Origin of the sequence: Bradyrhizobium dasycarpum, from assembly GCF_042019905.1 — a bacterium.
In the GTDB taxonomy this organism is placed as follows: Bacteria; Pseudomonadota; Alphaproteobacteria; order Rhizobiales; family Xanthobacteraceae; genus Bradyrhizobium; species Bradyrhizobium japonicum_B.
Genome location: NZ_CP169574.1, coordinates 2,499,552 through 2,520,962 on the forward strand (window position 1 = coordinate 2,499,552; position 21,411 = coordinate 2,520,962).

Here is a 21,411-nt window from a genome sequence, read left to right on the forward strand (position 1 = left end):
CCTACTCCGCCATCTCGACGGGTTGCTTCGCCGAAGGCCCGGCCAGCGGCCGCTCCTCCATCGCGATCAGGCATAGCGCGGCTACGGTCATCAGCGCGGTGGCGGCGCCGAACACGTAGCGGAAGGCGTGGCGCATGTCGTCGGCGGGAATCGCAACGCTGCCGGCGGCGTGATGCTCGCCGGCGAGCGGAACGTCGACGCCGAGCGCGATGAGCAGGATCGCCGCGAACGCGGCCACCGTGAACGAGGACATCAGCGAGCGGAAGAAGTTCAATGCGCCGGTGATGGTGCCGACCTGCGGCCGGGCGACCGAATTCTGCACCGAGACCACGCAAACCGGAAAGGTGGTGCCGAGGCCGAGCGCAAACGCGGCCATCAGCGTCAAAAGGCCCCAGAGCGGCAGCGTCGTCAGCGTGAGACCGAGGCCGCACAGCGCGGCCCAGGATGTGCCGATGATGGCGACGCGCTTGTAGTGCTTGGCCCGAGCCATCGTGCGCCCGGCGATGGCCGCGCCGAGGGTCGAGACGGCCGCCAGCGGAATCAACGCAAGCCCCGCCTCGCTGGCGCTGAGGTGATAGACGGATTCGTAATAGAGCGGCAGCTGGACCGTGAGGCCCGTGATCGCGCCGAGCGCACAGCCGCCCGCCATCAGCCCGAAGGGGACAACACTTCCGCCGAGCAGCGGCAGCGGCAGGAACGGCTCGTCCGCCCGCCGCGCGTGCCAGACGAAGCTGACGACGAGCGCGACAGCGCCACCAACCATCGCGAGCACGGTCGGCGACAGCCAAGGATAGCGCGTGCCGCCCCAGGTCAGCACCAGCATGAAGACGACGGCCGAGGCCATCAGCAGCACGCCGCCGAGCCAGTCGACCTTGCGCTTGCGGTGGAACACCGGGATCTTCTTCATGTTCGGCAGCAACAGCGCGAGCGCCGCAACCGTGAGCGGCAGGTTGATCCAGAAGATCATCGACCAATGCAGGTGCTCGGCGAACACGCCGCCGATGACGGGGCCCAAAATGCCGCCGACCATCCAGACGCTGGAGAAATAGGCCTGGTACTGGCCGCGCTCGCGCGGGGACACGACGTCCGAGATCACGGTCTGCACGACGGGCATGATGCCGCCGCCGCCGAGCCCCTGAAGACCGCGCGCCAGGATCAGCATCGGCATGTTCGGCGCGACCGCGCACAGCACCGAGCCTGCCACGAACAGACTGAGCGAGATGATGATCATGGCGCGGCGGCCGTAGATGTCGCTGAGCGTGCCGAACACCGGCGCGACCGCGGTCGAAGCGAGCAGATAGGCGGTGATGACCCAGGAGAGATTGGAGACGTCGTTGAACTGGCGCCCGATGGTCGGCAGCGCGGTCGCCACGATGGTCTGATCGAGCGCCGCCAGGAACATCGTCAGCATCAGGCTGATGACGATGGTGCGGACCTCGTCCTGCGACAGCAGCGCCGGCGGCGTGATGGACGGCGCATCGTCGACGCTGATGACCTCGCTCGGCAGCCGGGACAGCTCCTCGGCGATGTCGTCGGGCAAAGTCTGGGTGTCGGCAGAATTGCCCTGCCGGTCGAACTTGTTCATTTCGCTCGGACGTCGTGTGGCGGCGCAACGCCGCGAAGGATTCTGTTCTATGCAGCCCAATGTAGACAGCAAAGTTCTTCCCGGGCAGGCATCGCCGCGCATGGGTGCATCCCGCCCCCGGGCCATCCCGAAGACGTGATCCGAGGCGCGAGGCGGCTCAGTCCTTCGGACGTCGCTTCAGGCGCGCCCGCCTCGGCAGCAGCGCCGGCCATTGCACGATGTGGTCCTCGAGCTCCTGGTCCGGGATCTCCTCCTCGCTGCCTTCGACCCGGCCGCGCACGGAGACGCCGGCTTCATGCACGGTGTTGGGATCGCCTGATACCAGCGGATGCCACCAATAGAGGTCGCGCCCCTCGGCGACGAGCTTGTAGCCGCAGCTCGGCGGCAGCCAGTTCAGGGTGCGGACATTGGCCGGCGTCAGGCGGACGCAATCCGGAACCTTGTCGGAACGATTCGGATAGTCCTTGCAGGCGCAGCTCGCATCATCAAGCAGCTTGCACCCGACATGGGTGAAGTAGATTTGCCCGGTATCCTCGTCCTCGAGCTTGTTCAGGCAGCAGCGGCCGCAGCCGTCGCACAGGCTTTCCCATTCGCCCGCCGACATCTCTTCCAACGTCTTGGTTTTCCAGAAGAATCCTTCCTGGCCTGAAGGTCGTTTGGGAGCTGCGGTCATGCGCCTCAACAAAGATTCGAAAGAGTGACGGCCACGCCATCTAGGGCGTGCGGCCGCAATGGTGCAAGCAAGCCGCCTTTGAGGCCCGTAATGAACCGGGGTCAATTAGGCCTGTTGTTCAAAATCGCGAGCGTGACCATTGGTTTATGGGCCCCGCTCGGCTAGAAGGAACAGCAAGTCCCTCGGATGCTGGCCGGGCGCCTTGGGTTTGCCGCAACATTCCCCCAAGACGTCTCGACGCCGCCCCGGCCGGGTGCTTGAACGCTTTTGAAGCGAGCCTCAAGGGTTCCAGGTGCGCCAGATCATACCACCGCATTGGAAGCAGAGGATCCGGAATTTCTTCCTGGATCTCGATGCGCGCTTCAACTCTTCCCTGTTCTCGTCGGCGAGGGGTCTGCGCGAGCTCTATGAGCGCTACTCGACCTTCATGGACCGGTTCTATGTCGGACGCTGGAAGCGCTGGGTGTTCATCGAGCCGCTGTCGGAGGCGGCGACGCTGGGCCTCGGCGGCCTGGTCGTGATGCTCGCCCTCGCCATCCCCGCCTTCCGCGAAACCGCGGACGAGGACTGGCTGAAGAAATCCGATCTCGCGGTGAGCTTCCTCGACCGCTACGGCAATCCGATCGGCAGCCGCGGCATCAAGCACAACGACTCGATTCCGCTGGAAGATTTTCCGGACGTGCTGATCAAGGCGACGCTGGCGACCGAAGACCGCCGCTTCTACGAGCATTTCGGCATCGACATCGCTGGCACCGCGCGCGCGCTCGTCACCAACGCACAGGCCGGCGGCGTCCGCCAGGGCGGCTCCTCGATCACCCAGCAGCTCGCCAAGAACCTGTTCCTGAGCAACGAGCGCACCATCGAGCGCAAGGTCAACGAGGCTTTCCTCGCGATCTGGCTGGAATGGCGCCTGACCAAGAACGAGATCCTCAAGCTGTATCTGGACCGCGCCTATATGGGCGGCGGCACCTTCGGCGTCGACGGCGCGGCGCATTTCTACTTCAACAAGTCGGCACGCGACGTGACCTTGGCGGAAGCCGCGATGCTCGCCGGCCTGTTCAAGGCCCCGACCAAATACGCCCCCCACATCAACCTGCCCGCCGCGCGCGCCCGCGCCAACGTCGTGCTCGACAATCTCGTCGACGCCGGCTTCATGACCGAGGGCCAGGTGTTCGGCGCCCGCCGCAATCCGGCTTTCGCGGTCGACCGCCGCGACGAGGCCTCGCCGAACTATTATCTCGACTACGCCTTCGAGGAGATGCGCAAGCTGGTCGACACCTTCCCGAAGTCCTACACCGAGCGTGTCTTCGTGGTCCGCACCGCGATCGACGCCAACGTGCAGAAGGCGGCCGAAGACGCGGTCGAGAACCAGCTGCGCCAGTTCGGCCGCGACTATCACGCGACGCAGGCTGCGACCGTCGTCGCCGATCTCGACGGCGGCATCCGCGCCATGGTCGGCGGCCGCGACTACGGCGCCAGCCAGTTCAACCGCGCCACCGACGCCTATCGCCAGCCCGGCTCCTCGTTCAAGCCCTACGTCTACACCACCGCGCTGCTGAACGGTTACACGCCGAACTCGATCGTGGTCGACGGCCCGGTCTGCATCGGCAATTGGTGCCCGCAGAATTATGGCCATTCCTATTCCGGCTCGGTGACGCTGACGCAGGCGATCACGCGCTCGATCAACGTCGTGCCGGTGAAGCTGTCGATCGAGATCGGCCGGAAGAGCGAGCCCAAGACGCAGAACCCCGCCAAGGTCGGCCGCGCCAAGATCGTCGAGGTGGCGCGCCGCTTCGGTCTCAAGGCGCCACTGCCCGACACGCCGTCGCTGCCGATCGGCTCGGACGAAGTCACCGTGCTCGAGCATGCCGTGGCCTACGCAACGTTCCCGAACCGCGGCAAGGCGGTGACGCCGCATGCGGTGCTGGAAGTGCGCACCGGCGCCGGCGATCTGGTCTGGCGCTGGGACCGCGACGGGCCGAAGCCGCGGCAGGCGATCCCGGCTTCCGTCGCCGCCGACATGGCCGGCATGATGAGCCACGTCGTCAGCGAAGGCACCGCGCGACGCGCCGCGCTCGACGGCATCCCGACCGCGGGCAAGACCGGCACGACCAATGCCTATCGCGACGCCTGGTTCGTCGGCTACACCGGCAACTTCACCTGCGCGGTGTGGTACGGCAACGACGATTACTCGCCGACCAACCGCATGACCGGCGGCTCGCTGCCGGCGCAGACCTGGCACGACATCATGCTGGCCGCGCATCAGGGCGTCGAGGTCCGGGAGATCCCCGGCATCGGCATGGGCCAGAAGCTGCCGCCGCAGCATGTCAGCAACGCGCAGGCCAACGCGGCGCCGAAGATCCTGGAGACCAAGCCCGGTCCCCGCCGGTGCTGACCAAGCGCGGCGCCGACATCCTGGTGCGGGTCGAGAAGCTGCTGGACGACGCGGCCAGGACGGCCAGGAAATCGGCGGATGCCGACAGCAAGCCATCCGCGGCGACGAGCGCGCTCGCCTTCCCGCAGAACTATGCGGAAGAGAAGGCCAACGCGGCGGCCCCGCGCAAGAACTGATCGAAACAAGTGCGGCTGATCCTGATCACATTGACGGCCCTTCTGCTCGCGACGGTGGTCGGCGTCGGCGCGACCTGGATGACGACGACGCGCGGCACCGACATCGGCGCGCTGACCATCGGCGCCTGGACCGCGCGGCCGCGCACCGGCACCGCCGACGTCGATCCCTATTCGCGCGCCACCATCGTCCGCAGCGGCGAGCTGCCGATCGGCACCGGCGACGGCGTCGCCTTTACCGCCACCACCGACGACAAGAAGAAGGCGCTCGACGGCCGCTGCGACGTGATCGTCTCCGGCGTGACGCCGCCGGCGCGGTTCTGGACGCTGACGCTGTACGACCGCAAGGGCCATCTCGTTGCGAATTCGCTACAGCGCTACGGCTTCACCAGCCAGGAGATCGTGCGGTCCTCCGACGGCTCATTCGAGATCCGCATCGCTTCGCGCTCGCGCGCCGGCAACTGGCTGCCGACCGGCGGCATCGAGCGCTACGCGCTGATGCTGCGCCTCTACGACACCCCGGTCGGCGTCGCCACGCGCACCCAGCGCGATGCGCCGATGCCCAGCATCAGCACGGCGGGCTGCTCATGATCCGCCTGCTGTTCACCATCGTTGCCGGCATCGTGCTGGGCCTCGTGGTCCATCTCGTCAGCGTGCTGGCGCTGCCGCGGATCGCGACGCAGGACGCCTATTCGCGGCTGACGCCGATGACGAAAGTGAACGGCGTCACCCAGCTTCCCCTCGCCGATCCCAACACTTCGCCGATGCCGTTCATGGACCCGGCGTTCGCGCTGGCGATCTGCCGCTATGACCTCTCCGGCGGACCGATCAAGCTCACCGTGCCGGTCAGCCAGGCCTACACCTCGGTGTCGTTCTACACCCGCAACGAGATCGCCTATTATGCCATCAACGACCGCTCGGCGGGCCGCAAGGTGATCGAGCTCGATTTGATGACCGAGGCGCAGCACAGCGAGCTGCCCGAGGACGAGGAGGTCACCGCGGCCGACCGCCTGATCATCGATTCCCCGACCACGACCGGGCTGATCCTGATGAAGGCGCTCGCCCCCGAGCCCGGCCTGATGCCGCAGGCGCAGGCAACGCTGCAGGCCGCGACCTGTGCGCCGCAGACCGAGCCGCCAGCCAAGGCCGAGGCGCCGCGCGGCCGGCGTTGACGCGCGGCCGTTTCGCCCCCTCAAGGCAAAAAGTGCGAAAACAACCCCACGCACAGGTGCGGGGCGTTGAAATCATTGGGCTCCTTGATCGGCGACGACGACGCTTCCGGCCCGCAATGACGCTGCCTTGACACGTCGGGCAAAGCACCGGCACCGGTCGAACTCTCACGCCGCAGCCGTCGGTGAGTTCTCCAGACCGAGAGCCGCGCCCGCGGGCGCCGTCATCCCCGTTGCCTCGATGCACAGCCTGACGGTCTCGCCGATGCTCGTCGCAACGAGGTCGGCTTTGGCGCCCTCCCGCAGCAATTCCAGCGCAGCCGCATCAATGTCTTTGACCCAGCAGCCCAGAATGATGGTTGCCTTCGGCAATTTGCGCCTCAGCCGCCTGACGGAATACCGCATGTGCGCCGCGCTGCGGGCATCGAGATAGACCAGGCAGATGATCGCGATTCCCGTCGTGTCGAGGCGGAACACATTCGTCGTGGAGAGCGATTCCGGCCCTTCGACCCGTGCCGCGAGGCCATGCTCCGTCGACAGCTGAGCCAGCATGATCGCGGCCGCCTCATCGATCAGGCTGCGCCCGGCCACGCACAGGACGGGGTGCTCACCCTGCCAATCCGGCGGGAGGGTTTCCCTGCGCAGATAAGGCAAGCGTTCATTGACCGCATTTTCTGCAACGGCTTCGACCGCCGACCATGCTTCGGCATCGCTGGTTGAATTGCTCTTTGCCGGCGGCCGGTCGTCCTGATCGGAAAGGTCGCTGGTAAATTCGCTGACGGCGTCTCGGATCTTGGCAAGACGTTCCTGGTCGAGCGCATCGCGTTCGGCGTCGGCTTGCGCAAGCTGCAAACCCTTCAGGGCGACCTCGTCATAGTACGATGCCAGCGAACGCTCCTTCAGAAACTCCTCGGCCTTTTCGGCCGCTTCCGTCGGATCCCCCGCCAGCATCCGCTGATAGAATATTTCCGGAGGAGAAAGCGCTGGCCGGTCGCCGAACATGACGTCGAGAAATTCCAGTCGCTCCATATGCCGCCCGAGCACCACGAGGCAGACTGTCAGGGAGTCGCAAGGACAAGCCCGATCGGGCCCCAAAGCGCCGTCCAGAACGTAGCCGACGCGACCACCGCAATGGGCGAAAGCCCCGTGCTGTGACCGTAAACCATCGGCTCGACGACATGGCCCACCAACGGTTCCACAACAAAGAACAGGGCGAGAGTCCAAAGCAGCATCGACCAGCCGGGATCAATGGCGACCGCCAGCGCCAACGGGAATGCGGCCGCGATAACGGCGCCGACATAAGGAACGAAGCGAAGCGCCGCCGCGAGAATACCCCAGAGAATCGCGCTTGGAATTCCGATGAACCATAGGCCGGTGCCGATCACGACGCCGAATCCGCCATTAAGGATGAGCTGGGTCAGAAACAGCCTGCTGAGGCGGCGCGCGGCATCGTCCAGTGCAGCCGTCGTACGCTGCAAATCCGACGAGCCGGCCAGTCGAATCAAGCGGTTACGAAGATCCTCGCGCTGCATGAGAATGAATATGACGAAGATAATAATGATGCCGGTGGTGGCGAGCGGATGAATGAGGGGAGAAATCAGGGTCCGCAGACTTTCCAACGCCCCGGGATCGGGCTGGCGTACTTCGACCGGCACCGGCGGCGCGAAAGCATTCGAGCCAGCTGTCGTGCCGATCTTGGGCGCGGATGCGGCGTCTTTCGGTTTGTCGAGCTCCTTGCCGAGATCCTTCAGCATGTCGGACGCACGCTCCAGCGTACCCCGCCCCGCTCTGGTGTCTCGAAACGACTGGATCTTTTCGCTGATGGTCGATTGATAGCGGGGAAGGTCGCCGGCGAGCTGCGTCAATTGCGCCGCGAGAAGGCTCCCTATAGCGAAAATAAGCATGAAGGCGGCGGCAACCACGCTCACGACCGCCAGCCCCCGCGGGACATGGATACGCTGCAATATTCCGACCAACGGCGCCAGCACGAAGCTGAGGAGAATAGCCAGCGCAACGGGCACGAAGATATCCCGGCCGAAATACAGCATCGCGATAATGATGACGGTGAGAATCGCCGTCGCCACGGCACCAAGCAGCGCCATCAATTCCTCGGTGGTGCGTGGCTTGAAAGGCTGTCTCGCTACAGGCCTCATTTACCGTCCCGGTCCCCGTCGTCCGCTGAGCGTAGATTGATTTCAGCTGCAAGGGCGCAGGGCGACACTGCATAGGACAGCCGCTCAGGGCACTCGTCCATGCGGTCTTCCTGAGCGAGGCCGGCATTCCGGCCTCGCCGTGGCACGCCAACCGGTCTGCCCTGAAAAGGTTCCCGGCTGCGGGCATGATCGCGCGCACGCGCGGACCATCGACAGGCCGGTGCTTTCGTGTTGGAGCTGGTGTGCTCACGATGGCGGCTTGCCGGAATGCCCTCTCCGCGCCCACAGCAGCGCCACTGGCCCGAGCGCGATTCCGGCCGCGAGCACGATGAACACCAGCAGCCAGCCGCTCGCGCTCTGCGGGCCGCCGGCCACGTCGAGTGCGACGCCGGTTCCCCAGGCGCCCAGCGCCGACAAGCCGAAGCCGACCGTCGAATGCAGGGCCAGGGTGGCGCCGCGATGCTCGGAGACAGCCGCCGCCGACATGCCGGCGGTGAGCGCGCCTGAATCGGCAGGCACGGTCAGGCCGTAGATCATCAGCAGCAGCGCGAGCAGCCATGCCGGGGCGCTCGCGTTGAAGCCGATCACCAGCGCGACGCAGGCCGAGGCGATCATCACGACCGTGATGGCGCGATGCCGTCCGAATTTCAAAGCGGCCTCGTTGCCGAGGATGCTGGCGGGCATCGAGATCACCGCGAAGCAGAAGCTCATCAGCACCGGCGTCATCCAGGACGGCTCGCCCTGATGCGCCACGACGAAGGTCCAGAACCCGACCAGCCAGGTGCGAATGCCGTAGAGCTCGAAGCAGTGGGCGCCGTAACCGAGGATGTAGCCGAGCGCCTCGCGATTGGCGAGGACGGGTGCGAAGTTGAGAAGACGCCCGGACTTCGGCGCTGGCCGCCGTCCGTCGATCAGCAGGCACGCGAGCACCATCGCGATGGGGCCGATGCCGGTGACATAGAACGCGCTCCGCCATCCCCAGCGATCGGCGAGGACCTGCGCAACCAGGAACGACAGGCCGACGCCGACCGAGAAGCTCGACGTGTACAGCGTCACCGCCCGCGAGGTGTCGCCGGCGGGCAACCGGTCCGTCAGCGCCTTCAGCCCGGGCATGTAGGCGCCGGCGAAGCCCAATCCCGCGAGCGACCAGATGATGGTGCCCGACCAGAATCCCTCGGCAAGGATGCCAAACGCTGCGGTCGCAAGCCCGCTGACGATGGAGCCGCACAGCAGCACGATCCGCGCGTCGATGCGATCGGTCAACGTCGTCAGCACCGGGACGGCCAGCATGTAGCCGAACGCGTAGCCGCTCGCCATCAACCCGCCTTCGGCGGCGGACAGCCCCCATGCCGGCATCAGATGCTGCGCCAGATTCGCTGACAGCGTCACGTGCGGCAGCAGATTGCCGAGCTGGCCGATGCACATCGCCGCAATCAGCGGCCCCCCGCTCAGGCTGCGAATGCTCTCCTCCCGTCGGTCCTATCTCGTCTGGTCGGCACGCAGCATCAGCAGTGCGAAAAATGCGGAGATCGAGGCCAGCGCGCTGATCCATAGCGCGCCGCTGCCAAAATGCTCCACCATCACGCCGAGTGCGAGCGGCGCGAGCGCGCCGGTGGCTCGCGAAGGCAGCGAGATTATACCGACCCGCCTGCCGAATCGTGACGGACCGAACAATGCCAGCGGAAGCGTACCGCGGGCAATGGTGATGATGCCGTTGCCTGCGCCATACAGCACCGTGAAAGTCGATGCGAAGAAGGGACCGCCCATGACCAGTGCAATCACACCGATCGGATTCATGAGCATGGCCAGCCTTGCCGACAGCAGCGGATGAAACCGGCCGAGCCATCCTGCTTCCAGAAGGCGGGCGCCAACCTGGGCCGGCCCGACCAGTGCCCCTGCAATCAGGGCCTGGGCCGGCGTTGCACCGAACGCAACCAGCATGGTCGGCAGGATTGCCGAGACACCCGAGCTGACGAAGGCTGCCGCCGCGAACATGTAAGCCAACAGCACCATCGCGAAGGTCTCGCTCTGCCGTCCGGATCTCTGGCTAGCGCCTGGATCCGACCGATGCGGCTGGTCCAGTGGAACGGCGCGCGGCAGCGACAGATTGAGCGGGAGCGCAAGGCCAAGATGAATCACCGCCCAGACCTGGCAGGCCACGCGCCAGTCGTATTGCGAAGCGAGCCAGGTCGTAAACGGCCACCCGAGGGTGCTGGCGAAACCGGCAATCAGGGTGATTCCGGTGATCGTTCGTCGCGCATTGCTGCCATAGATGCGCGCAAGCGTCGCAAAGGCCGCCTCATACAGACCCATGCCCATGGCAATCCCGAGCAATATCCAGGATGCGATCAGCACCACCACGCCATGCGCCGCCGAGAGGAGGAGCAGGCCTGCCGCAAAAACGAGATTCGAAACGGCAAGCAGGCCGCGCCCTCCGAACGTATCGATGGCGTGGCCGACGCGCGGGCCGAGCAGCCCGGAGATGACGAGCGCGGCCGACAGCGCACCGAACACGTATGTCGGCACAAGTCCGAGATCGCTCGCAATCGGCGCCGCCAGGATGGCCGGAAGATAGTAGCTCGATGCCCACGCAATGGTCTGCGCGGTTCCGAGCGCGAGAACAACAGAGAGCGGCCGCTCAGTCCCGGCCGCAGCGAGGCTGCTCATCAGCAGCCGCAGCCGGTGCGGCCTGCCTGCTTGGCTTTTTCGTCAGCGGCGCAGCAGGCCGACGCCTCCTCCTTCGCCGGGCCGCCACAGCATCCCGCATCCGCCGCCTCGACGCCACCGCGCGTGCAGACGCCGGTCTCCGGCAGCACGAGCTCGACCCGAGCGGCAGCCTTCTTGTCGCCGGCAATGTCGGCCGCGATGGAGCGCACCTGCTCGTATCCGGTCATCATCAGGAAGGTCGGCGCACGGCCGTAGGACTTCATGCCGGCGAGATAGAAGCCCGGTTCGTCGTGCGCGAGCTCGCGCGCGCCGTGCGGACGGACCGTGCCGCAGCTGTGCTCGTTGGGATCGATCAGCGGCGCCAGCGCGGCAGGCGCCTCGATGGCCGGATCGAGCCGCAGCCGCAGCTCTGACAGGAACGACAGATCGGGGCGAAAGCCGGTGGAGACGACGAGCTCATCCGCCACCACGCTGCGCGCACCGCAGCCGCTGCCGGCCGAGATCCTGAGGCGACCTTCGGACTCGAAAGGTGCGTGACACCGAATTCGCTCTCCACCCTGATCTTGCCGGCGGTCACGAGTGCGGCAAAGGCGGAGCCCAGTTCGCCGCGGGCGGCAAGCTTGTCGTTGCGGCCGCCGCCGAAAGACTTGGCGGGATCGGCGCCGCGCAACAGCCAGATCGCTTGCGTGCCCGGTACCTCGCCCGCGAGCTGCGCGAGATCGATCAGCGTACCGACCGCGGAATGGCCGGCACCGAGCACGGCGACAATCTTGCCGGCATATCTGGCGCGCTCTGCGCCCCGCACATCCGGCATGCCATAGGCGATCCGGTCGGCGCGCTCGCGCTCGCCGATCGCGGGCAAGCCGTTGCTGCCGGCGGGGTTGGGAGAGAACCACGTGCCCGATACGTCGATGACGGCATCGGCATGCATCAGCTCGGGACCCTTGCCATTCTGATAACGGATCTCGAACGCCGCCCGGTCCCTGCCCGCCGTCTTCGCCTTGTCGAAACCGGCGCGGCTGATCGCCGTGACCCGGCTCGAGGTCCGGATCGCCTCGCGCAGCGGCGTGCGCGTCGCGAGCGGCGTCAGATAGCGGTCGATCAGCTCGCCGCCGGTCGGATAGGACTGCGGATCCGGCGAATTCCATCCCGTCGGCGCGAGCAGGCGCGCCGCCGCCTTGTCGACATTGTATTCCCATGGCGAGAACAGCTGGACATGCTGCCACTGGCGGATCGCGTGCGCGGCTTCAGGCCCGGCCTCGAGCACGATGGGCGACATGCCGCGTTCGAGCACATGTGCGGCGGCAGCGAGGCCGACCGGCCCTGCCCCGATGATGGCGACCGTTTTGGCGTTCATTCCCAATTCTCCCATCTTTCTAGAATCATCGAATAAGTTCGCAAAAGGATCACGCCGCCGTTTGCGCTCCGTTGCACCCGGCTTCGTCGGCGCAGCATTCCGCAACCATGAAGGCGAGGAGGCCGCGCATCGCGTCAAAGTTCGCGTGGCAGATCAGCGTGGTCGATTCCCTGACCTGGCTGACGAGCCCGACCGCAACGAGGGCCTTGATGTGATGCGACAGCGTCGATGCCGGAATCTTCAGCTTCTCCTGCAGACGGCCGACGGGCATGCCCGCGTGCCCGGCCCGGACCAGGGCCCGGTAAATCTGGAGCCGGGTTTGATTGCCCAGGGCCTCCAGACGTGCTGCTGCGTCGGCGATCTTCATGACACTCATGCTGCACTCGTTCGCACGCGCTGTCAAACCATATTTCTAGAATATTCGAATTATGACGTGACTGGGACCAGATTCGGCTTGACTCGACCTCATAATTCCATAAATCTGGATATATGGAAAACGAAGAAGCTGTCCTCGCCCTCGCCGCACTGGCCCAGCCGACCCGCCTGGAAGCATTCCGGACGCTGGTGAGGCACGAGCCCGACGGCCTTGCCGCCGGCGATCTCGCCCGCGTGCTGGAGGTTCCGCAGAATACGCTGTCCGCGCATCTGGCGATTCTGAGCCGGGCGCGCCTCGTCTCCTCTGAGCGGCACAGCCGCTCGATCGTCTACCGCGCCAATCTCGGCGAATTCCGCGACATCGCGGTGTTCCTGTTGCGCGATTGCTGCGGCGGACGTCCCGAGGTCTGCAATCCCGTCGTCGAAACCCTGCAATCCTGCTGCCCGCCGAAACGTAAGGAGCGAAGCCGTGCCTGACCCGATCTACAACGTCCTGTTTCTATGCACCGGCAATTCGGCGCGATCCATCCTGGCCGAGTCGATCCTTCGCAAGGACGGTGCCGGCCGCTTTCGGGCCTTCTCCGCCGGAAGCACGCCAAAGGGCGCGGTGCATCCGCTGGCGCTGCGCACGCTCGAGACCCTGGAGTACCCGACCGACGGAATGCGCTCGAAAAGTTGGCTCGAGTTCGCCGCGCCCGATGCCCCGGTGATGGATTTCGTCTTTACCGTTTGCGACAACGCCGCCGGCGAGTCCTGTCCGATCTGGCCAGGCCAGCCGATGACCGCGCACTGGGGCATCGAGGACCCTGCCGCTGCCGAAGGCACGGATCTGGAGAAGCAGGCGGCGTTCGTCACCGCGTTCCGCTATCTGAAGAACCGGATTGATACGTTCGTGAGCCTTCCGCTGCGGAGCATTGACAAGCTCTCGCTCGGCACCAGGCTGCGCGAGATCGGCCGCTCCGACGGCGCGACGTCCAACAGAGGCGACGTGGCGTGACAATGGGCATCTTCGAACGATACCTCACGCTGTGGGTCGCGCTTTGCATCGTCGTCGGCGTCGTGCTGGGGCACGTCATGCCCGGTTTCTTCGGCACGGTCGCGGCCGCCGAGGTCGCCAAGGTCAACCTGCCGGTCGCGGTCCTGATCTGGCTCATGATCGTGCCGATGCTGCTGAAGATCGACTTCGGCTCGCTGGGCGAGGTGCGGAAACATTGGCGCGGCGTCGGCGTCACCCTCTTCATCAATTGGGCGGTGAAGCCGTTCTCGATGGCTCTGCTCGGCTCCTTCTTCATCGGCCATCTCTTCGCACCGCTGCTGCCGGCCGGCCAGATTTCGTCCTACATCGCCGGCCTGATCCTGCTGGCGGCCGCGCCCTGCACCGCGATGGTGTTCGTGTGGTCGAACCTGTGCGAGGGCGAGCCTCACTACACGCTGAGCCAGGTCGCCCTGAACGACGTGATCATGGTGTTCCTGTTCGCGCCGCTGGTGGGACTGCTGCTGGGCGTGGCCTCGATCAGCGTGCCCTGGGGCACACTGCTGCTCTCCGTCCTGCTCTACATCGTGGTTCCCGTGATCGTCGCACAGCTGTGGCGCAAGGTGCTGCTGCGACGCGGCACTGCCGGCTTCGACCGCGTCATGCGCACGCTGCAACCTCTGTCCCTGGTCGCGCTGCTCGCCACATTGGTGCTGCTGTTCAGTTTCCAGGGCGAGCAGATCGTCAGCCAGCCGCTCGTCATTGCCATCCTCGCCGTGCCGATCCTGGTCCAGGTCTATCTCAATGCCGGCTTGGCGTACTGGCTGAGCCGACGGCTTGGCGTGGCCTGGTGTGTCGCCGCTCCAGCCGCCCTCATCGGCGCGAGCAATTTCTTCGAGCTGGCGGTCGCCGCCGCGATCAGCCTGTTCGGCCTGGATTCCGGCGCTGCGCTGGCGACCGTGGTCGGCGTGCTGGTCGAGGTGCCCGTGATGCTGTCCGTCGTCCGCATCGTCAAGGCGACGCGGGGCTGGTATGAAGCGGGCGCCGCCAGCGCCCCGGCGGCTTTGGAGGCGCGCCAGTAAGGCGTTCAGCCCGAGGCATTTTCCAGAACCCATCGCAGGTCGGCGCGTGATGGCAGCAGCTGTCACGCGACAGTAGGACGCAAGCGCAAATCGATTGCGCCGTTGCTGCCGCAAATTGCGAGAGCTATCGATCGGCAAAGCCAATTCGCGATCGGGAGAAACGCATGAGCACCATCACCGGCGGCTGTCACTGCGGCGCAATCCGTTATGAGGTCGAGGGCGACGCGATCGTGCACGCGCTGTGCCATTGCCGCGATTGCCGGCTCCACGCCGGCGCTCCGGTGGTCGGCTGGACGATGTATCCGGAGAACGCCGTCAAGGTGACCAAGGGCGAGCCCAGGATCTACAGCTCGTCGGAACACGGTCGGCGGCATTTTTGCGGCAATTGCGGCACCGGCCGGTTCTACTTCAATGCCAGCCTGGTGCCCGGAATGATCGACATCCAGAGCGCGACCTACGACGATCCCGAGGCTGTGCCGCCGACCATGCAGATCCAAATTGCCGAGCGCCTGCGCTGGATGGAGCACGCGCACGAACTGCCGGCGTTCGAGCGTTATCCGCCGCAGCCGTAGGGGTGGCATCGCGCAGCGCCGTCGGATGTGTCCCCGCACGCCCCCAGGCTATCGCATAAGCTTGTAGCGCGGCCGGTGCGCACGCCTCGTCCTTCGAGACGGTGCTTACGCGCCTCCTCAGGATGAGGCTCATCGGCATCAGTGCGCGTTGAAACTGCTGCCGCGCACTCCGCCCTCATCCTGAGGAGCCCGCCTCAAGCGGGCGTCTCGAAGGATGGCCGCAGGGAAGAGCTCTCAAATGCGATAGCACAGCCGGCGCATCATCGATGCAGGCGTACGGGAGCGCCCTTCATCAAGCACGCTCAATCAGTTTCCTGCGCGCCGATGAAGCGCATGAACGGCTTCTGACCGTCGGCGCCGAACAGCACGACCTCGTAACGCTGCGGCTTGCCGCCTTCCATGCCGGGCGATCCGATCGGCATGCCCGGCACGGCGAGTCCCTTCGCGTTTGGACGCTCCGAGAGGAGGCGCCGCACGGCGGCAGCCGGCACGTGCCCCTCGACGACATAGCCCGCGACCTCTGCCGTGTGACACGCGACCAGGTCCGAGGGGACGCCGAGACGAGTCCGAATGGCGTCGAGGTCCGCCGTCTCCTCCACCTGGACGGTAAATCCTGCGTCTCGCAGATGCTGCACCCAGCTGGCGCAGCAGCCGCAGCTTGGATCCCTATGCACCGTGATAGCGGCTTGTTCGGCCTGCGCCGCAACGGCAGGCCTGGCCAGCACTGCCGCCATTGCCGCCGCCATCAGCCCTGCAAGTGACCGACGGGTCATCACATGTCCGCGTTCCCTCATCTTCGGATTCCTTCTTCATCGCTGGACCTCGAGGCCGGAGCGTCGCTGGCATCAACGGGGGCTCGCCTGGCCCTCGTACATAAACGTCATGGGCTTCAGCCCGTTCATATAGCCCGTGCGCATCTCGTCGATGCGATAGCCGTTGCGAGTCAAGATGTCAGCGATGTCCCGGTTGAGATGACAACCGCCCGAGATGCGCATCCATGCGGGGGTCAGGCGATCCTGCCACCAGCGCACGTTCGGTTCGGGCGCGCGGCCATGCTCGACGAAGATCAGCTTCCCTCCCGGTTTCAGCACACGGCGGGCCTCCGTCATCGCGCGATCGACGTCCGGAATGCTGCACATGGTCCAGGTCGTCAGCACCGTGTCGATGCTGCGGTTCTCGATCGGCATAGCCTCGGCCGAAGCTTCGACGAGATCGACCAGGTCTCCAGACGCGGCGCGTGTCGCGCCATCTCGAGAAGCCTTGGAGCGGGCTCGAGACCCACAAGCTGCGTCACCGTAGCTCCGTAGAACGGCAGGTTGCGGCCGGACCCGACGCCGATCTCGAGGACCCGGCCCTGGGCCGCGCGAGCCGCGCGTTGCCGGTAGGGCGCAAGTTCCTTGTTCCGCATCGCAAGGTCGCAAAGCCGCGGCAGAATGACGTCGTTGTAGAAGCCCATGCGCGCATCTCCTGGCATCGCCGTCCCCAATACTAGCGCGGTGACGGCCAATGCGGCGATCAATTTCATCGCCCCGCCATTCCTGACAGTCGTTCGACATCACTGACCTCATTCGGCAGACTGCAGCACCCGCAATTCCGGACTGATCGGCTTTGTCATTTCGGTCGGTTGTCCCTTGTCCTCGGCCTCGGGCGGCAGGTGGACGCCCTTCACCAGGCCGAAGATCGCGGGAATCACGATCAGCGTCAGCAGCGTCGACGAGATCATCCCGCCGATCATCGGCAGCGCGATGCGCTGCATGATCTCCGAGCCGGCTCCAGTGCTCCACATGATCGGCAGCAGGCCCGCCATGATGGCGACCACGGTCATCATCTTGGGCCGGACGCGCTCGACCGCGCCCACCATGATGGCGTCGTGGAGATCGGCCCGGGTGAAGACCCTGCCCTCGGCGTCGCGCCTCGCCTTCATCTCGGCCAGCGCGTGATCGAGGTAGATCAGCATCACGACGCCGGTCTCGGCGGCGACGCCCGCGAGCGCGATGAAGCCGACCGCGACGGCGACCGACAGGTTGAAGCCGAACCACCACATCATCCAGATGCCGCCGACCAGCGCGAACGGCAACGACAGCATCACGATCAGGGTCTCGGTCAGCGCCTTGAAGTTCAGGTACAGCAGCAGGAAGATGATCGTCAGCGTCACCGGCACGACGATCTTGAGGCGCGCTGCCGCGCGCTGGAGGTATTCGTACTGGCCGCTCCAGACCACATAAGTGCCGGCGGGAAACTGGATGCTCTCCGTCACCGCGCGTTGCGCGTCCGCGACGTAGCTGCCGATGTCGCGATCGCGGATGTCAACGTAGATGTAGGTCGCGAGCTGGCCGTTCTCGGTCCGGATCGAGGTCGGCCCGCGCGCCGGCTCGACCTTGGCGACCTCGCCGAGCGGCACGGCGCCGCCCGCCGGCATCGGCACCAGGATGTCGCTGGCGATCGCCTTGGGATTGTCGCGCAGGTCGCGCGGATAGCGCATGTTCACGGTGAAGCGCTGCCGGCCCTCCACGGTGGTCGTCACCGTCTGGCCGCCGAGCGCGGCGGCGATGGTGTCCTGCACGTCCTGAATCAAGATGCCGTAGCGAGCGAGCGCCTCGCGGTCGGGGACGATCTCGAGATAATAGCCGCCGATGCCGCGCTCGGCGTAGGCCGAGGACGTGCCCGGCACAGTCTTGATCACCCGCTCGACCTGCCGCGCCAGCCGGTCGATTTCGACGAGGTCGGTGCCCATGACCTTGACGCCGACCGGCGTGCGGATGCCGGTCGACAGCATGTCGATGCGGGCCTTGATCGGCATGGTCCAGGCATTGGAGACGCCAGGAAACTGCAGCGCCTTGTCCATCTCCGCGATCAGGCTGTCGACGGTGACGCCGGGGCGCCATTGCTCCTTCGGCTTCAGGTTGACGACGGTCTCGAACATCTCGGTCGGTGCCGGATCGGTCGCGGTCGCCGCCCGCCCCGCCTTGCCGTAGACCGAGGCGACCTCGGGGAACGACTTGATGATGCGGTCCTGGATCTGCATCAGTTCGGCCGCCTTGGTGACGGAGATGCCGGGCAGCGTCGTCGGCATATAGAGCAGCGTGCCCTCGTTCAGCGTCGGCATGAACTCGGTGCCGAGCTGCCGGGCGGGCCACATCGTGACGGCGAGCACGACGAGCGAGGCCAGGATCACCAGCGTCCTGGCGCGGAGCACGCACTTGATCACGGGCCGATAGATCCAGATCAGGAAGCGGTTGATGAAATTCCTGTGCTCCGGCACGATCCGGCCGCGGACGAAGATCACCATCAGCGCCGGCACCAGGGTCACGGACAAGAGCGCCGCGGCCGCCATCGCGAAGGTCTTCGTGAACGCGAGCGGACTGAACAGCCGCCCCTCCTGCGATTCCAGCGTGAAGATCGGCATGAACGACACGGTGATGATCAGCAGGCTGAAGAACAGCGCGGGCCCGACCTCGGATGCGGCCTCGATCAGGATCTGGACGCGGGACTGACCGGGCGCGGCGCGTTCGAGATGCTTGTGGGCGTTCTCGATCATGACGATCGCGGCATCCACCATGGCGCCAATCGCGATCGCGATGCCCCCTAAGCTCATGATGTTCGAGCCGAGGCCGAGCAGCTTCATGGCGCCGAACGCCATCAGCACGCCGACCGGCAGCATCAGGATCGCGACCAGTGCGCTGCGGACGTGCAGCAGGAACACGATGCAGACCAGCGCGACGACGATGCTCTCCTCGAACAGGGTGTGCTTGAGCGTGTCGATGGCCGCGTAGATCAGGCCGGAGCGATCGTAGACCGGCACGATCTCGACCGATTTCGGCAGGCTGCTCGCGATCTCCTTGAAGCGCTTCTTGACATTCTCGATGACGTCGAGGGCATTGACGCCGAAGCGCTGCAGCACGATGCCGCTTGCGACCTCGCCCTCGCCGTTCAGCTCGGTGATGCCCCTGCGCTCGTCCGGTCCGAGCTCGACATTGGCGACGTCGCGGAGCAGCACCGGCGTGCCGTTGCTCGTCTTCAGCACGATGTTGCCGAGATCGTTGATGCTCTTGATGTAGCCCTTGCCGCGAATGACGTATTCGAACTCTGCGAGCTCGACCGTGCGCCCGCCGACATCGGCGTTGCTGGCGCGAATGGCTTCGCGGATCTTCTGCATGCTGATGCCGCGATCGCGCATCCGCTGCGGATCGAGCACCACGTTGTACTGCTTGACGAAGCCGCCGATGCTGGCGACCTCGGCGACGCCTTCGGCCTTGGCCAGCGCGAACTTCAGATTCCAGTCCTGGATCGTGCGGGTGTCCGCCAGGTTCAATTCCTTCGACAGCACCGCATATTGGTAGACCCAGCCGACGCCGGTCGCATCGGGACCGATGGTCGGGCTGACGCCGGCGGGCAGCCGCGACGCAGCGCCGTTCAGGAACTCCAGGACGCGCGAGCGCGCCCAGTAGATGTCGGTGCCGTCCTCGAAGATCACGTAGACGAACGAGGCGCCGAAGAACGAGAAGCCGCGGACGACCTTCGATTTCGGCACGGTCAGCATCGCCGTGGTCAAGGGATAGGTGACCTGGTCCTCGATCACCTGCGGCGCCTGGCCGGGATACTCGGTGTAGACGATGACCTGGGTGTCCGAGAGGTCCGGGATCGCATCCAGCGGCAGATGGATCAACGCATAGAGACCGGCCGCGGCGGCAAAGCCGGTGCCGAACAGCACCAGCAGCAAATTGCGCGCCGACCAGGCGATGATGCGGGCGATCATTTGTGCTCTCCCGTCGCATGGCCGGGTTCGGAAGCCTGGGGCGCTCCTTCCGCAAAGCCTTTGAGCGCGGCCTTCAGATTGCTTTCCGCATCGATCAGGAAGTTGGCGGAAGTGACCACCGCCTCGCCATCCGCAAGTCCATCCCGCACCTCGATGTAGCCGCCGCCGCGCCGGCCGAGCTTCACCTCGCGCGGCTCGAAACGCCCCTCGCCCTTGTCGACGAGGACAGCCTGGCGCGTGCCGGTGTCGAGCACCGAGCTGTCCTGGATCGCCAGCACCGGCGCGCCATCCGCCGTGTCGATGGCGGCATCGACGTACATGTCCGGCAGCAGCACCGCATCCGGATTGGCGAGCTCGATCCGGACGCGAACCGTCCTCGTCTCGCGGTTCACCTGCGGATAGACCACGGCGATCCTGCCGCTGAAGCTACGGCCGGGAAAGCTCCGCGCGCGCACCGCCACCGACTGCCCCATCGCGATATTGCCGAGATCGCGCTCGGCGACGTCGACCAGCGCCCAGACCTGCGAGATGTCCGCGATGCGGAACAGCACGTCGCCGGGATTGGCGCGCATGCCTTCGATCGCGCTGCGCTCGAGCACGATGCCGTCGCGCGGCGCCGACCAATGGACGGTGACGGGCGCCGCGCGCGTCTTCTCCATCTCGGCGATGACCGGCTCGGGCACGTCGAGATTGACCAGCCGTTGCCGCGAGCCCCGGCCGTAGACCTCGACGCCGCCCACGGTCTTCGAGGTGATCGTGGCGAGATACTCCGCGGCGGCAGAGGCGACGGCCGAGCTGTAGATCTCCATCAGCGGCTGGCCCGCCTTCACGCGCGTGCCGGTGGTGACGTCGGCGACCTTCTGCACGAAACTCTCGGCGCGCATCGCGATCACCGAGACGCGGCGCTCGTCGAGCTGGATCGTGCCGGGCGCCCGGACCGCGACGCGGATCGCGCGCCGTTCGACCGGCTCGGATCTCACGCCGGTGCGCTGGATCTTGCCCGGCGACAGCTTCACCGTGCCGTCGTCGACCTCGTCGCCTTCGTAGACGGGGATATAGTTCATCCCCATCGGATCCTTCTTCGGCACCGGCGAGGTGTCGGGCAGACCCATGGGATTGCGGTAGTAGAGGATCTTTCGCGATGATTCCGCCTGCGCCGGCTTCGGCGGCGCCGCGGCCACCTGATCGTCGTCGTAGACCGGCAGATAGTCGCGGCCGCGGTCGTCCTTCCTGGGACCGGCAGACCACAGCGGCGCACCGCTCGGGTCGCGGTAATAGAGCGGAGCCCGGTTCGCCTCGGCCGCAGCCGGGGTCGCCTCGGCATGAACGGACCAGCTCCCCTCGTGCGAGAACCAGTACGCGCCTGAGGCGAGGCCGCCGCCGAGCGCGAGAATCGTCAGGAGACGCAGCGTCTTCATGGTGTGTCTTCGCGCGCCCGGCGCGCGTCCATCTGAATGGGACAGGGAAGTCCGGACGCCGCG

14 protein-coding genes and 4 pseudogenes are annotated in these 21,411 nt (G+C 66.0%); 7 read left to right on the plus strand and 11 right to left on the minus strand.

What is annotated here, in order from left to right:
• Position 1: 1 nt before the first annotated feature.
• Both ACETMP_RS12305 and ACETMP_RS12310 read right to left on the minus strand, forming a co-directional pair.
• Positions 2-1,585 carry an MDR family MFS transporter gene (locus ACETMP_RS12305; RefSeq protein WP_375161138.1) on the minus strand — a complete coding sequence of 528 codons (1,584 nt, stop codon included), beginning with the start codon at positions 1,583-1,585 and terminating at the stop codon, positions 2-4.
• A gap of 157 nt (positions 1,586-1,742) precedes the next feature.
• Entirely contained in the window at positions 1,743-2,258 is a 516-nt protein-coding gene (locus ACETMP_RS12310) for a YcgN family cysteine cluster protein (RefSeq protein ID WP_028135418.1), read from the minus strand.
• Positions 2,259-2,550: 292 nt separating this feature from the next.
• Here ACETMP_RS12310 and ACETMP_RS12315 point away from each other — a divergent pair.
• The 3 genes and pseudogenes from ACETMP_RS12315 to ACETMP_RS12325 all read left to right on the plus strand — a co-directional run bounded on the left by ACETMP_RS12315 (position 2,551) and on the right by ACETMP_RS12325 (position 5,998).
• Positions 2,551-4,829, plus strand: a pseudogene (locus ACETMP_RS12315) (transglycosylase domain-containing protein).
• A 9-nt stretch (positions 4,830-4,838) separates the two neighbouring features.
• Positions 4,839-5,417: a DUF1214 domain-containing protein gene (locus ACETMP_RS12320; RefSeq protein ID WP_375161139.1), complete on the plus strand. Its 579-nt coding sequence runs from the start codon at positions 4,839-4,841 to the stop codon at positions 5,415-5,417.
• Positions 5,414-5,998, plus strand: coding sequence for a DUF1254 domain-containing protein (locus ACETMP_RS12325; RefSeq protein WP_375161140.1), 585 nt, complete (start codon positions 5,414-5,416; stop codon positions 5,996-5,998). The genes ACETMP_RS12320 and ACETMP_RS12325 overlap by 4 nt, the downstream gene beginning before the upstream one ends.
• A gap of 165 nt (positions 5,999-6,163) precedes the next feature.
• On the opposite strand, the pseudogene ACETMP_RS12330 reads toward ACETMP_RS12325, so the two are convergent.
• The 5 genes and pseudogenes from ACETMP_RS12330 to ACETMP_RS12350 form a co-directional block, all read right to left on the minus strand.
• Positions 6,164-8,097 (minus strand): annotated as a pseudogene (locus ACETMP_RS12330) (AI-2E family transporter).
• A gap of 297 nt (positions 8,098-8,394) precedes the next feature.
• Positions 8,395-9,573: an MFS transporter gene (locus tag ACETMP_RS12335; protein ID WP_375161141.1), complete on the minus strand. Its 1,179-nt coding sequence runs from the start codon at positions 9,571-9,573 to the stop codon at positions 8,395-8,397.
• A 54-nt stretch (positions 9,574-9,627) separates the two neighbouring features.
• On the minus strand, positions 9,628-10,815 hold the full coding sequence (locus tag ACETMP_RS12340) for an MFS transporter (RefSeq protein WP_375161142.1): 1,188 nt from the start codon (positions 10,813-10,815) through the stop codon (positions 9,628-9,630).
• Positions 10,815-12,172: pseudogene (locus ACETMP_RS12345) on the minus strand (NAD(P)-binding domain-containing protein). Before ACETMP_RS12345 ends, ACETMP_RS12340 begins: the two are co-directional and overlap by 1 nt.
• A 49-nt stretch (positions 12,173-12,221) precedes the next feature.
• Positions 12,222-12,539, minus strand: coding sequence for a helix-turn-helix transcriptional regulator (locus ACETMP_RS12350; protein ID WP_028135411.1), 318 nt, complete (start codon positions 12,537-12,539; stop codon positions 12,222-12,224).
• 122 nt (positions 12,540-12,661) lie between these two features.
• Between ACETMP_RS12350 and ACETMP_RS12355 the strand changes: the two genes are divergently transcribed.
• The 4 genes from ACETMP_RS12355 to ACETMP_RS12370 all read left to right on the plus strand — a co-directional run bounded on the left by ACETMP_RS12355 (position 12,662) and on the right by ACETMP_RS12370 (position 15,174).
• Positions 12,662-13,024 (plus strand): helix-turn-helix transcriptional regulator, encoded by a 363-nt coding sequence (locus ACETMP_RS12355; protein WP_028135410.1) that lies wholly within the window; start codon positions 12,662-12,664, stop codon positions 13,022-13,024.
• Positions 13,017-13,544, plus strand: coding sequence for an arsenate reductase ArsC (locus ACETMP_RS12360; protein ID WP_257177531.1), 528 nt, complete (start codon positions 13,017-13,019; stop codon positions 13,542-13,544). The genes ACETMP_RS12355 and ACETMP_RS12360 overlap by 8 nt, the downstream gene beginning before the upstream one ends.
• A gap of 2 nt (positions 13,545-13,546) precedes the next feature.
• The gene (gene arsB / locus ACETMP_RS12365) at positions 13,547-14,602 is read left to right on the plus strand and encodes an ACR3 family arsenite efflux transporter (RefSeq protein WP_375161896.1); all 1,056 of its coding nucleotides are present in this window, start codon (positions 13,547-13,549) and stop codon (positions 14,600-14,602) included.
• Positions 14,603-14,766: 164 nt separating this feature from the next.
• Positions 14,767-15,174 carry a GFA family protein gene (locus ACETMP_RS12370; RefSeq protein WP_375161143.1) on the plus strand — a complete coding sequence of 136 codons (408 nt, stop codon included), beginning with the start codon at positions 14,767-14,769 and terminating at the stop codon, positions 15,172-15,174.
• Between the two features lie 302 nt (positions 15,175-15,476).
• Here the strand turns inward: ACETMP_RS12370 and ACETMP_RS12375 are convergent, their stop codons facing one another.
• The 4 genes and pseudogenes from ACETMP_RS12375 to ACETMP_RS12390 form a co-directional block, all read right to left on the minus strand.
• Positions 15,477-15,947: a DUF411 domain-containing protein gene (locus ACETMP_RS12375; RefSeq protein WP_375161144.1), complete on the minus strand. Its 471-nt coding sequence runs from the start codon at positions 15,945-15,947 to the stop codon at positions 15,477-15,479.
• Between the two features lie 72 nt (positions 15,948-16,019).
• Positions 16,020-16,630 (minus strand): annotated as a pseudogene (locus ACETMP_RS12380) (class I SAM-dependent methyltransferase).
• Between the two features lie 108 nt (positions 16,631-16,738).
• Positions 16,739-19,930, minus strand: a complete 3,192-nt coding sequence (locus tag ACETMP_RS12385) for an efflux RND transporter permease subunit (protein ID WP_375161145.1) — start codon at positions 19,928-19,930, stop codon at positions 16,739-16,741.
• Complete coding sequence (locus tag ACETMP_RS12390) at positions 19,927-21,348, minus strand: efflux RND transporter periplasmic adaptor subunit (protein ID WP_375161146.1); 1,422 nt, start codon at positions 21,346-21,348, stop codon at positions 19,927-19,929. The genes ACETMP_RS12385 and ACETMP_RS12390 overlap by 4 nt, the downstream gene beginning before the upstream one ends.
• Positions 21,349-21,411 lie beyond the last annotated feature (63 nt).